This is a genomic window from Firmicutes bacterium HGW-Firmicutes-1 (assembly GCA_002841625.1).
In the GTDB taxonomy this organism is placed as follows: domain Bacteria; phylum Bacillota; class Clostridia; order Lachnospirales; family Vallitaleaceae; genus HGW-1.
The window spans coordinates 181,131-193,701 of the sequence record PHAG01000003.1 but is presented as its reverse complement, the minus strand read 5'-3'; the positions used below and the strand labels follow the sequence as shown (position 1 = coordinate 193,701).

The following is a 12,571-nucleotide window of genomic DNA, read 5'->3' as shown; positions in this document are numbered from 1 at the left end:
ATGAACACTTACTGCCTTTCGTATTAATCTTGAAGAAAAAATGCTTTTATCTCTGTAACGTTAATTGATAGATAATTAGAACTCAAACAAAACATGCCGATTTATTATCTCGGCATGTTTTATTTGAGTTCTAATCAAAACAGAGATACTTTTATAGATTTTTATTCTGTTTCCATTACCTCGCTATATTTGTACAATTTAGCTTTTACATCTATCATTTCACTATCTCGAGCAATACTTAAAGGTATTGTGTCACCGACTTTATAAGTGCTAATATAGGTAATTAGGTCGTTGGCTTTTAATACCTTATCATTACCAACTGCAAAGATAACATCTCCTGGTTTAATACCAGCTTCATCAGCACCGCTATTTTCATAAACTTCGGTAACGTATACACCAAAAGGTACACCTGTTTCTATATAGATTTCTTCAGTAATGTCTGATATGCCTACGCCTAAAAATGGTCTGTCATCAGAACCATGATTTGCAATATCAGATCCATCTTTTGATTTAAGTATTTTTTCTATAATAGGTTGAGCGGTGTTAATTGGTATAGCAAAACCCATTCCTTCAACATCCGTGTCGATGTATTTTGCAGTATTGATGCCAACTATTAAACCATCTGTATTTACTAAGGCGCCACCACTATTTCCAGGATTTATAGCTGCGTCGGTTTGGATTAGTTTAAGGTCAGCGCTATCGATGCTTATAACTCGATCTACTGCGCTAATGACACCAACGGTTATAGAATTGCTAAAAGCCTTGCCAAGGGGGCTACCAATAGCCACTGCAAGCTCACCAACCTTAAGCTCATCTGAATTACCAAAGGATGCTACAGCAATTTTTGCCATAATTTCTTCGCTAATGTCATCTAAATCGATGGAAAGGACTGCGATGTCCATTGTTGAGTCATAACCAAGGATTTCTGCCTTGAAGGTATCTCCACCCATGAAAGTAACATCCACTTTAGAAGCACCATCAATAACGTGGTGATTTGTAACTACAAATAGATTTTCATTATCAATGTCAAAGATAATTCCCGAACCTGAACCTTCGTTGAAATAACTTGAACCATTAAAGGACGTAAATTTGTCTTCAAAAGTACTTGTAATTGTAACTACAGAAGGGCCCACTGCATCAGATATTACTACTGGAGCTGTATAAAGAGCTTGAATATCTTTAGCTACTTCAGGATTGATTTGTCGGATTTGCACCACATTGTTATTGTCATTTTGTTTGGTATCAATTTTTATAAAGTCTGAAATAAATTGATCTCCAAAATATAAGGCTGATACATAACCGCCGCCGAATAATAGTCCTCCCAGGAAAGTAAATAAAATGAAAAATGCAGCAATTTTTAATAAAGGATTCTTTTTTTTCTTTTCCTTGCTATTGATAATAGAAGTATCAGGCTCTATTAGAATATCTAAGGGAGCGGGGTTATCTTCTATTGATTCTGGCTCAGGTTGTGTGGTTTCATTGTGGGTTTCGTTTTGGATTTCATCTTCTTGATTTGTCTTTGGATTATTGTTCATTTGCTCATCCATGCTAATTCCTCCTCGTAAAAATTATGATATTATAATATTGATTGTAATCTAAAATCAAGGCAAAATAGGGATAGAATTGTTAATAAAGTGTTAAATTGACATAGTACTTATATTATAGGCTAAAAAAGATAAAAATATATCCACAGATTTATATTATGGAAGAAAAGCATTGAAGTTAATTACAATAAATGATAAAGTTTATGCAAAGGAATGATGAATAAGGAGCATAAATATAAGGAGAACTACTTCAATGAATTACGCTGAATGTATTGAATATATACTATCTATACCGTTATTTAGTAAAAAATCGGGGCATAAAAATATAGTGGAATTATTATTTAGACTAGGCAATCCGCATCTACAGTTAAAGTATATACATGTTGCTGGAACAAATGGAAAAGGTTCAGTTTGCACCATGCTATCTTATGCATATGTTGAGGCTAATCTTAAAGTAGGACTCTTCACTTCTCCGCATCTAGTTAAGATCAATGAACGTATTAAAATGAATAATGATGATATAAGTGATGTTGATTTCATGAATACCTTTCATAGGGTTAAAAAGGTTATTGATGAAATGGAAGAAGCAGGCTTTCACCACCCCTCCTATTTTGAGACATTATTTGTAATTGCTATTTTATATTTTCTGGACAAACAAGTTGAGCTAGTTGTACTTGAAACAGGATTAGGTGGTAGATTAGATGCGACAAATATTATTGAACACCCATTGGTTACAGTAATCACTCAAATTGGATTGGACCATATCGAAGTCTTGGGAGATACTATAGAGAAAATAGCCATAGAAAAAGGTGGCATTATTAAAGAAGGATGTCCAACTGTAATTTCCAGTCAAGAGGACAATGTTTTATCGGTAATCCGACAAATATGTAATGAAAAAAATTCAAAGCTCTATGAGATTATGCCACTCAAGCATAGAATTATAAAAAGGACGGATAAAAGCATTGATTTTTGTATAAATAACAAGTATTATTATTATGATAAGATTTCTCTAAACACTTGCGCTACATACCAAATTATTAATGTTGCAACTGCATTAAACACTGTTGAAGTTTTAAGAGATCAATATCCAATTAGTGTTGAAGCTATAGAGAGAGCATTTCAAAAATTCTACTGGCCTGGTCGTATGGAATTAATCAATGACTGGATTGTTGTAGATGGTGCTCATAATGAAAGTGGAGTTAAATCATTTGTCGAAAATATTCAAGAATGTTTTTCGGACCGGAAGATTACAATACTATTTACAGCAATGAAAGACAAGGCTTATGATTTAATGGTACAAGAACTTAGTAGATGTACTAATATCGAAAATATTGTACTCACAAAGGTAAAGGATGATCGTTGCTTAGAATTCGACCTAATGAAGAGTAGCTTTCAAAAATATGGATTCCATAATATTGAAATAGAAATTGATATAGAAAAAGCAATTAAGAAGAATTATAAGAGGGAAGACCGTTTATTATGTTGTGTAGGTTCGCTTTATCTTGTAGGAGAAATTAAAAAAATAGTTGCAGGAGGTTTGTTAAATGATTAATTTTGAAGAAGAAATTAAAAAATTTAAGCCTTGTTTAGAAATAGAAGATGCTGAACAAGCAATTTATGATTACAATACTAAAGATATGGCAGATATTTTAAGTGAAATGGTAAAAGAAATAAAAAATGATAAGTAAAGTAGGTGTGACAGATGACGAATTTATGTCCTAAATGTGGGCACGGCTTAAATAACGATGGATTCTGCGAAACTTGCAGAGTATCCTTTCAAGTATATGATAAAATTAAAAAGATTTCTAAGACATTATTTAATCAAGGCTTACAGCTTACAAAGGTCCGTGATTTAAGCGGCGCTATTAACACCTTACAAAAAAGCTTACGATATGATAAAAACAATATTGAATCAAGAAATCTTTTGGGATTAGCATATTTCGAGATAGGTGAAACTGTTTTAGCACTTCAACAATGGGTAATTAGTAAGAACCTACAGCCAACAGATAACCTCGCAGAAAACTATTTGAAAAATATCCAAGAAAACCAAACACATTTAGAAAAATTAAGTAGTGCAATAAAAAGATACAATCAAGCACTTCAACATGTTCAACAATCAAATGAAGACTTAGCAGCCATTCAATTAAAAAAAGCAATTAGCTTAAATCCGAAGTTCATAAAAGCGTATTCGTTGCTTGCATTATGTTACATTAAGGATCAGCAAATTCAAAAGGCTCAAAGTACTTTGCAAAAGATCTTGACAATTGATAAAAATAATTATATAGCTAGAAAATATTATGATTCAATAACCGTAAATGAGCCTGTGAAAGAAGCTGATCATGAACACGAACGAAACGTGCAAGAGGACTCACCTTTTTCAAAAAGAGTACCTATCTTTGTTACTTCTTCTTGGCATCAAATCATTCTTGTTGCGGTAGGTGTAATAATTGGTTTAGCGGTTGCAATATTTTTGATTACACCGAGTAAATTAAAAGCTTTAAAAAGTGATAATTTATCCCTAACAGAGCAAAATGCAACCTATGCAACTACATTAAAGGAAAAGACAATAGCTCTTGAAAGTGAAACGGCTAAAGCTCAAGCATTGGAGCAAGCTCAAGGTCAGCTAAAAACTGATTTAAAGGCACTACAGGACGTTCAAGCCGATTCATCGAAGTTATTAGCAGCATTACAATTTAAAACCGATAATGACCTGGTTAACGCAGCAGAAGCTTTATATAGTATTGATGCAACTAAGCTTGAAAAAACAGCCTTCAATGAAATGTATGTTTCATTAAAAAATGAAGTTTACGAAAAAGTTGCAGTGAGTGCATACAATACTGGGTACAGCTTGCGTAACTCAAATTATGAGAAAGCAATAGAACAATTTAATTTATCCTTGAAATTAGTTCAAAATGCATATTACTCTGATAAAGCATTATACTATAGAGCAGTTACACATACCAAACTTGCGCATACAGAAGAAGCAAAGAAAGATTTTAATGCTTTGATAACCAATTATCCCAATTCCAACAAGATAACAGATGCTACGTGGCAATTAACACAGTTACAATAAAAAACATTCAAAATATCACCAGATGGTGATATTTTTTTGCTTTTTTATTTGGATCAATCGTTGGAAAAAATGTTTTGACAAAAGGGAAATATAGTGAAAAAAATGATGAAAAATGAATTAACATGTAATAAAAGATAATAATACAATAAATATAGATTAAATGGTGTGCAATTTATAAAAATATATATTGTAAACAAGCCTTCGATAGATTATAATAATATCTTGTAATGAACTATAAGGAGGAGAGACCTATGAGTTTAACATATGAGATTAAGCATAGGAATATGGTTGTTAGGTTAGACGCTGAAATTGACCATCATCACGCTGAAGAAATTAGGGATAAACTTGATCAGCTTATTGATATGAATTCGATAAAAGTGTTAATATTTGATTTTTCTAATACTGTTTTTATGGATAGTTCTGGCATTGGCGTCATTATGGGAAGATATAGAAAAATGAAGCAAATGGGTGGTGATGTTGGACTTATTCATGTTAATGATCATATTCAAAGAGTATTAAAACTTTCAGGTATTTATAGATTGGTTAAAAACTATGAAAGTATTCAAGATGCTATTAAAAGATTAGTCTAAAAGAAAGTGGGGGATAACAATGAAATTTGAAAATGAAATGAAAATTGAATTTGATAGTAAATCACAAAATGAAAGCTTTGCAAGGGTTGTTGTTGCATCTTTTGTAGCTCAGCTTGATCCAACTATGGAAGAATTATCTGATATTAAAACATCGGTTTCAGAGGCAGTTACAAATGCAATTATTCATGGGTACGAAGCGTATCCAGGAAAAGTATATATCTATTGTAAGATATTAGATGATGTTGTTTATATTGAGATTGAAGATCATGGGAAAGGTATGTGCAATGTTGAAGAAGCAAGGCAACCATTGTTTACTTCCAAGCCTGATTTAGAACGGTCGGGAATGGGATTTACAGTGATGGAAGCATTTATGGATAGTGTAGAGGTGGAATCTGTTGAAGGTTGTGGTACAACGGTTATGATGAAAAAAACTTTACTTAGCCTTCGTGCAACAAAAGAGGATGCATGTAATGAATAAAGGAACCTTGCAATTAATAATTCACTCTCAAGAAGGACATCTAGACGCGAGAGAGACATTAGTTAAAGAAAATATTGGTCTTATCTGGAGCATTGTAAGAAGGTTTTCAAATAGAGGATATGAGCTAGATGATCTTTTTCAAATAGGCTGTATTGGACTATTAAAAGCAATAGATAAGTTTGATTTATCTTATCAAGTACAATTTTCTACCTATGCAGTTCCTATGATTATTGGAGAAATTAAGCGGTTCATAAGAGACGATGGCATGATTAAGGTGAGTAGGTCGCTTAAAGAAATGGGAAGTAAAGCGAGGATAACTAGAGAAGTTCTTAATAATCAATACGGCAGAGAACCTACTATTGAGGAAATAGCAGGTGAAATTGGAAGCTCGGTTGAAGAAGTTGTTATGGCGCTTGAATCAGCAACAGAGGTTGAGTCACTTCATAAAACAATTTATCAAGGAGATGGTAATCCAATTTATTTGCTCGATAAAATTAAAAGCTTAGAAGATGAAAGTAGTAAGATGGTTGACTTACTTGCTCTTAGGGAAATTATGGCTGAACTGGCACCTAAAGAGAAAGAAATTATCTTGTTAAGGTATTTTCAAGATAAAACGCAAACTGAAATTGCGGCAAGGCTTGGGATTTCACAGGTCCAAGTATCTCGTTTGGAGAAGAAGATTCTTGAAAATATGAAGAAAAAATTATCATAACGGAGTAAGATGCAAAACTATTGAAGACAGATGTGTCTTTTTTTTTGTTATTATGGCAGGGTTAGATAGGTGAGGTTCTTATTTGTTTAGAGTAATTGGAAACGCGAGAATAGAAAGAAGAGAGTATAGGAGGAAGAGAGAATAGGAGGAAAGCGAATGCAGTTGGAAAAGCGGCATTTAGATATCGAAGGTTATAGTTTGTCGTGCCGATTTTCCTAAGGGTGTAGAAGGTTTTTGTGTACAGCGGTTGGAAAAGCGGCATTTAGGAAATGAGGGTTATAGTTTAACGTGCCGATTTTCCTAAGTTATAATTTGGAAGGCCGATTTTCCGGTTTTCCTGTATATTATAGGTTGAATTTGATTACAATAAAAACAATCTATTTACAATGGAGGGATGATATGAAAAAAATCGTTATGATAATCTTGGTTGTCTTAACTCTTATAACTCTTTCTGTCATTACTTATACTCAGCTCATTGATAGGGAAGAAAAATATTATGAAGGAATTTTGATATAAGTACAATCATGGATCATATCTATCTGAAAGCAGTAAAGAAAGCAACTATTATTAGTAAGAAAGTCGTATTTGTAGAGGACGTTGCAGAGCTACAAGGATCTATAGTATTGATAGAAGAAATAAAAAAAATAAAGTTATTTACTATACCAGAAGATACTTCGAAAAATTATTTGATTTCTGTTATGGATATCATTGAAGCCATTCATAAAAAAAACAATCAAGTTATTATTCACAGTTTAGGAGAAAAAGATACTATTATTAGCTACAAGAAGAACCAAGAAAAAGAAAAAAAACTTCTTACTTTATTTAAAATAGGCTTCGTTGGAGCAGTATTGATTACAGGAAGTGCAGTTGCTATTATGGCTTTTCACACGGATACTCAATTGCCAAAGGTTTTTACAGAGTTTTATGATATGTTTCTCGGTAGTAATAGTCTTCAACCTTATTTGATAGAGATTCCTTATTCAATTGGATTGGCAGTTGGAATTTCAGTATTTTTTAATCATTTCTCTAAAATTAAGTTTACAAATGATCCGACACCCATTGAAGTTGAGCTTAAGCTTTATGAAAATCAAGTTGATGATAGCATTATTGAAACCCTGAAGGAAGAAAAAGAAGGAGAAAAATAATGTTTATTTTAAAAATAATTGTGCTAGTCATGATTGGATTTGGAAGTGGAGTAGTAATTTCAGGAGGTATTTTTGCATTTATAGCAATACTTGGTGTTATACCAAGAATGGCACAAAAAACGAAAACAGAAAAGTCGATGTCTATTTATGAGGATTGTATTTTATATGGAGGTATTTTTGGAGGAATCACGTTAATAACTCCTATCCAGTTTGGATTAGGACCAATTGGATTGATGCTAATTGGTTTGTTTACAGGTGTATTTGTAGGAAGCGTTGCTGTTTCCATTGCTGAGGTACTTGATGTTGTGCCTATATTAACACGAAGAATTTATTTGAAAAAGGGATTGGTTTTTCTCATGTTATGTTTAGCTATTGGTAAAATGACGGGTTCGCTATTGTACTATTTGGTCCAGGGATTTTATACTGATTAAAATTATATTGAAAGGCAGTGAAATATGAAAAATAGTGGTTCGGAAAAGAAAAAAGAGTTTGAAAAGATGGTTAAAAGTACTTCTCCAAAGCCAAAACTTCTAATTAATTGTTTCAAGGCTTTTGTGGTTGGTGGTGCAATTTGTACTTTTGGACAAGGTATTATAAATTTGTTAAAGTATTGGGATTTTAGTAAGGATGATGCGGCAATTATAACAAGCATGTTTCTTATTTTCCTTGGGGCACTTTTTACAGGTTTGGACTTATATGATTCATTGGGTGAATTTGGCGGAGCAGGCTCTATTATTCCAATTACTGGATTTGCTAATTCTATCGTTTCATCGGCGATTGAATTTAAAAAAGAAGGATATGTACTTGGAGTTGGAGCAAAAATGTTTACAATTGCTGGACCAGTTATTGTCTATGGTGTTATTTCCTCGGTGGTGGTTGGATTAGTATACTTTATATTTGGTGGTTAGTGAATTGCTGAAATTAACTGAATTCAGGCTAATTGAATATAAGAATGGAGGGAAAAAATGGGTACCCAAGTTGGTAAACAGACAATTAAATTTGATAATATGCCCAAAATTATTAGCCATGCTGCGATAACTGGACCTAAAGAAGGGGAAGGTCCACTGGCAAGCTACTTTGATCAAGTTTTGGAAGATGTTCTATGGGGAGAAGACTCCTGGGAGAAAGCGGAGAGTAAAATTTTAAAGGAAGCAATTCTGATGGCAATAAAAAAAGCGAATCTGAATCTTTCTGATATAAGATATGTTTTTTCAGGCGATCTGCTTAGTCAACTGATTGGAAGTACTTTTGCATTGCGAGCATTGAGTATTCCGTTTTTTGGACTTTATGGTGCATGTTCCACTATGGGGGAATCTTTAATTTTATCAGCTATGACTGTAGATGCAGGTTTTGCAGATTACTGTGTTGCCGCAACCTCTAGCCATTTTTGTGGTGCAGAAAAGCAGTTTAGATTTCCACTTGAATACGGAAGTCAAAGACCACCAACTTCATCATGGACAGTAACTGGGAGTGGGTCAGCAATCGTTTCTAAAGTAGGTGATGGTCCTAAAATAACATATGCCATTCCTGGTAAGATTATAGATCTAGGTGCGAAGGATCCTATGGATATGGGAGCAGCTATGGCACCAGCAGCAGCAGATACGATTGTAACCTTTCTAAAAGACACTGGAAAGCAACCAAGTGATTTGGATATGATTGCTACAGGTGACCTTGGTAAGTATGGAAGAAAGCTCGTAATAGAATTGGTTAAGCAAGAAGGATATGACTTAGGGAGTAATTATATTGATTGTGGTATAGAAATATTTGATGCAGTAACACAGAATACTTATGCAGGAGGTAGCGGTTGCGGTTGTTCGGCTGTTACACTCGCTGGATATATATTAAAGAAAATGTCAGACAAAGAAATTAACAATCTTTTATTTATACCTACTGGGGCATTGCTCAGCCCGGTAAGTTCTAATGAAGGCGAAAGCATCCCGGGCATTGCCCACGGGGTAGTACTAGAAAACTAAAATGACAGGTGAAAAGTATGGAATATATAAAAGCTTTTATTACTGGAGGCATTATTTGTGCCATTGCTCAAGTATTAATGGATAGAACAAAGTTATTACCTGCAAGGATTGTTGTACTTTATGTTGTAATTGGTACAATATTAACTGGATTAGGGTTATACCAATCTGTAGTAAGTTTTGGTGGAGCTGGTGCTACTGTGCCTATTATGGGGTTTGGCTATGCATTAGGAGAAGGAGTTATGAAGGAAGTAGATAAAGTCGGCTTGCTGGGGGTGTTTACAGGAGGGTTGAAGGCTACATCGGCAGGAATTACTGCAGCAATATTGTTTGGTTATTTAGCTTCCATAATATTTAATTCAAAACCAAAAAAATAAAGCCATTTGGGCTTTATTTTTTTGGTTTAATCTTTTTATTCTTCTGATTCTTCATTTTCGGGAAAATCCAATGGATCAAAATCTGTTTCGCTTGGTAATTCTACTACAGGAACTTCAAATGCTGGACCATGAATATTACAGTACTCTCCTACCATGGAATCAGGTAATTCGTATTGATGATCGGCAATTCTCGGAGGATTTCTTGAATCCCAATTAGCGGGTACCAATGGTTCAGGTCTTTGAATAAATATTTTTTCTTTTTTTGTATCGGCTGGACAATATTCAGTAGCAAATAGGCCAGAGCTTTCACAAATAGTAGCTTTTATATGAACATCACAACTTTCTGTTGGAACTGTACCAGAGGCAAAGTATTCCGAAACAATAGTTGAACCTCTTGGATCATGATCACATAAACCACCAACAGCTAATTTTCCAGATTCTGTACAGATAGATGCTGATACGATGCCACTTGGTCTTGGGAAATCCTTGTAAGGTAAATCTTCATGTATTCGTTGCATAACATCACGCCATATTACAGAGTGATAAGAGAAGCTATAATTCATTGTTTTTGGTTGATCATAACCCATCCATACTGTAGCAACATAATATGGTGTATATGCTGTAAGCAATAAGTCAACATCATCTTGAGTTGTTCCAGTTTTCCCAGCAATTGGCATTGACTTAAAGTTAGCTAAGGTACCAGTTCCGCCAGTAATAACAGATTGCATAGCACTAGTAAGTAAGAAGGATGTAGTTTCCTTCATAACTGTTCTTGTGATAGGTTCTTTTTCTAATAATATTTCGCCTTTGTGATTTAATACCTTAGTATAAAACACCGGTTCAATGTAAACTCCATTGTTTGCTATAGCCCCATATGCTGCAGTCAACTCAAGAGGAGTAACTCCATGAGTAATACCACCTAATGCAAGAGCGAGGTTTTTATCTGTGAAGGTCTTGCCATCGACTAATTCAGTATCTACCAGAGTGGTAAAACCTAAATTAATCAAATAATCAAATCCAGTTTGTGGACCAATGTCATAAAGCGTTTTTACTGCGCAAATATTCATAGAGTCTTTTATTGCAGTTCTTAATGGAGTCAAACCTCTATAATTAAATGCTTGATGGTTATACCAGTTCTTAGGACTGTAGGAACCTCCACCGGTTGATACTGTGAAAGGGACATCATCAATAGCAGTTCCTAAAGTATACCCCATAGTATCAATTGCAGGTAAATAAGCAGCAACTATTTTAAACGTTGAACCTGGCTGTCTCTTTGCTTGGGTTGCTCGGTTAAAGGTTTGGTTACCAATTTTTTCGCCACGCCCACCTGCAATTGCTTTTACATGACCATTATGGTAATCCATAATAACCATAGCGGATTGAGGTTGAGGAATGAACAATGATTTTTCAGCTATAATTTCATCGCCTTCTTTAGCCCATTCTGCCTTAAGAGTTTCAATATGAGCATCTGCTTTTTCCTTGGTACTAAATTCTGATTCATCGTAATGATGTTTAGTTGTACCGTCTGACATTAGAACAGATACGGTATACATAACTCTGACTGCATACATTTCGCTTGCAGGAGGGAAATAATCCTCTTTAGTGTACACTTCATCTACAATTGCTTGCATGGCTAAGTCTTGGGTCATGTAAATACTTAGACCTCCACGGTAGATTAAGTTGAAGGCTTCACTTTCGCTATAACCCTTTTGAACCTTTAAATCCTCCAAAACCTCTCGAATTACTTCGTCAACAAAGTAAGAGTAATCAGATTGTAATCCAATATCTTGATTAATAATTTGTATATGAGCGTAAACCTCCTCTGCTAATGCAGTATCATATTGTGCTTGAGAAATATAATTTTGTTCTAGCATCTTTTTGAGGACAATTCTCTGTCTATCTTTGTTGTTTTCAGGATTGACTACTGGATCGTAATAAGTAGGTCTTTGTGTAATTGCTGCAATTGTGGCTGCTTCTGCAATTGTCAGTTGAGAAATATCTTTATTAAAATAAGCATTTGCAGCAGCCTGAACACCTAATGTACCACGTCCAAAAGGTGAAGTATTTAAGTACAATTCTAAAATTTGCTTTTTATCTATTTCCTTTTCTAATTGAATTGCTAAATATTGCTCTTGAATTTTACGTTCAAATTTCTTTTCTGTTGAAAGCACATTGTTTTTGATGATCTGTTGAGTTAATGTACTTGCACCTGAACCAGTTATGTCACCACTTTTAATATTTCTATAGATCGCTCTGAAGATACCTTGAATATCTATTCCATTGTGGTTCCAGAATCTTTCATCTTCAATCGCAACGACAGCATCCTGCATATGTTTAGGAATTTGATCAAGCTGTGCGTATATACGATTCGCATCATCTCCATGAAGCTTTTGGACTTCAAGGCCTTCTTGATTATAAATCATAGTAGCATAGCCTTCTGGATTTACATCATCTAAGTCCAATGGTGGTGCTGAATCAATAATGGCCTTAACAATTCCAAGACCGGTTGCTATTCCAATAATTCCAATTAGTAAGATAGAAAATGCAAATACTTTTATTAATGTAACACCAACTTTTTTGTTTCTTTTTTTTGGTGCCGAATTGATTGCTTCTTGTTTCTTTTTGGTAGACTTTTTTTCGAAATTCATTGCTCTTCCTCCTTTTCAAACAAAATCATTATAT

Annotated in this window: 12 protein-coding genes; 10 read left to right on the top strand and 2 right to left on the bottom strand. The window is 34.1% G+C overall.

What is annotated here, in order from left to right; translation table 11 throughout:
- Positions 1-161 precede the first annotated feature (161 nt).
- The gene (locus CVU84_05560) at positions 162-1,547 is read right to left on the bottom strand and encodes a protease (GenBank protein PKM95534.1); all 1,386 of its coding nucleotides are present in this window, start codon (positions 1,545-1,547) and stop codon (positions 162-164) included.
- Between the two features lie 250 nt (positions 1,548-1,797).
- Here CVU84_05560 and CVU84_05555 point away from each other — a divergent pair, with 250 nt between their 5' ends.
- The 10 genes from CVU84_05555 (at position 1,798) to spoVAE (ending at position 9,889) form a co-directional block, all read left to right on the top strand.
- Positions 1,798-3,096: a bifunctional folylpolyglutamate synthase/dihydrofolate synthase gene (locus CVU84_05555; GenBank protein PKM95533.1), complete on the top strand. Its 1,299-nt coding sequence runs from the start codon at positions 1,798-1,800 to the stop codon at positions 3,094-3,096.
- A 150-nt stretch (positions 3,097-3,246) separates the two neighbouring features.
- A complete protein-coding gene (locus CVU84_05550; protein PKM95532.1) occupies positions 3,247-4,617 on the top strand; it encodes a hypothetical protein in 1,371 nt (456 codons plus the stop codon).
- 227 nt (positions 4,618-4,844) lie between these two features.
- Positions 4,845-5,207 carry an anti-sigma F factor antagonist gene (spoIIAA, locus tag CVU84_05545; protein ID PKM95531.1) on the top strand — a complete coding sequence of 121 codons (363 nt, stop codon included), beginning with the start codon at positions 4,845-4,847 and terminating at the stop codon, positions 5,205-5,207.
- Positions 5,208-5,226: 19 nt separating this feature from the next.
- Positions 5,227-5,685, top strand: a complete 459-nt coding sequence (locus CVU84_05540; protein ID PKM95530.1) for an anti-sigma F factor — start codon at positions 5,227-5,229, stop codon at positions 5,683-5,685.
- On the top strand, positions 5,669-6,397 hold the full coding sequence (gene sigF, locus CVU84_05535) for an RNA polymerase sporulation sigma factor SigF (GenBank protein ID PKM95529.1): 729 nt from the start codon (positions 5,669-5,671) through the stop codon (positions 6,395-6,397). The genes CVU84_05540 and sigF overlap by 17 nt, the downstream gene beginning before the upstream one ends.
- Before the next feature lie 524 nt (positions 6,398-6,921).
- Positions 6,922-7,542 (top strand): hypothetical protein, encoded by a 621-nt coding sequence (locus tag CVU84_05530; protein ID PKM95528.1) that lies wholly within the window; start codon positions 6,922-6,924, stop codon positions 7,540-7,542.
- Complete coding sequence (locus CVU84_05525) at positions 7,542-7,973, top strand: stage V sporulation protein AB (GenBank protein ID PKM95527.1); 432 nt, start codon at positions 7,542-7,544, stop codon at positions 7,971-7,973. The genes CVU84_05530 and CVU84_05525 overlap by 1 nt, the downstream gene beginning before the upstream one ends.
- A gap of 24 nt (positions 7,974-7,997) precedes the next feature.
- A complete protein-coding gene (spoVAC, locus tag CVU84_05520) occupies positions 7,998-8,450 on the top strand; it encodes a stage V sporulation protein AC (protein PKM95526.1) in 453 nt (150 codons plus the stop codon).
- Between the two features lie 57 nt (positions 8,451-8,507).
- Entirely contained in the window at positions 8,508-9,515 is a 1,008-nt protein-coding gene (gene spoVAD / locus CVU84_05515; GenBank protein PKM95525.1) for a stage V sporulation protein AD, read from the top strand.
- Positions 9,516-9,532: 17 nt separating this feature from the next.
- Positions 9,533-9,889, top strand: a complete 357-nt coding sequence (spoVAE, locus tag CVU84_05510; protein PKM95524.1) for a stage V sporulation protein AE — start codon at positions 9,533-9,535, stop codon at positions 9,887-9,889.
- Positions 9,890-9,924: 35 nt separating this feature from the next.
- On the opposite strand, the gene CVU84_05505 is transcribed toward spoVAE, so the two are convergent.
- Positions 9,925-12,537 carry a glycosyl transferase gene (locus CVU84_05505; protein PKM95523.1) on the bottom strand — a complete coding sequence of 871 codons (2,613 nt, stop codon included), beginning with the start codon at positions 12,535-12,537 and terminating at the stop codon, positions 9,925-9,927.
- Positions 12,538-12,571: the final 34 nt, after the last annotated feature.

Excerpts from the sequence above, each read along its gene's own strand:
- CVU84_05560 (PKM95534.1), bottom strand. The coding sequence starts at position 1,547 with ATGGATGAGCAAATGAACAATAATCCAAAGACAAATCAAGAAGATGAA.
- CVU84_05555 (PKM95533.1), top strand. The coding sequence starts at position 1,798 with ATGAATTACGCTGAATGTATTGAATATATACTATCTATACCGTTATTT.
- CVU84_05550 (PKM95532.1), top strand. The coding sequence starts at position 3,247 with ATGACGAATTTATGTCCTAAATGTGGGCACGGCTTAAATAACGATGGA.
- spoIIAA (PKM95531.1), top strand. The coding sequence starts at position 4,845 with ATGAACTATAAGGAGGAGAGACCTATGAGTTTAACATATGAGATTAAG.
- CVU84_05540 (PKM95530.1), top strand. The coding sequence starts at position 5,227 with ATGAAATTTGAAAATGAAATGAAAATTGAATTTGATAGTAAATCACAA.
- sigF (PKM95529.1), top strand. The coding sequence starts at position 5,669 with ATGCATGTAATGAATAAAGGAACCTTGCAATTAATAATTCACTCTCAA.
- CVU84_05530 (PKM95528.1), top strand. The coding sequence starts at position 6,922 with ATGGATCATATCTATCTGAAAGCAGTAAAGAAAGCAACTATTATTAGT.
- CVU84_05525 (PKM95527.1), top strand. The coding sequence starts at position 7,542 with ATGTTTATTTTAAAAATAATTGTGCTAGTCATGATTGGATTTGGAAGT.
- spoVAC (PKM95526.1), top strand. The coding sequence starts at position 7,998 with ATGAAAAATAGTGGTTCGGAAAAGAAAAAAGAGTTTGAAAAGATGGTT.
- spoVAD (PKM95525.1), top strand. The coding sequence starts at position 8,508 with ATGGGTACCCAAGTTGGTAAACAGACAATTAAATTTGATAATATGCCC.
- spoVAE (PKM95524.1), top strand. The coding sequence starts at position 9,533 with ATGGAATATATAAAAGCTTTTATTACTGGAGGCATTATTTGTGCCATT.
- CVU84_05505 (PKM95523.1), bottom strand. The coding sequence starts at position 12,537 with ATGAATTTCGAAAAAAAGTCTACCAAAAAGAAACAAGAAGCAATCAAT.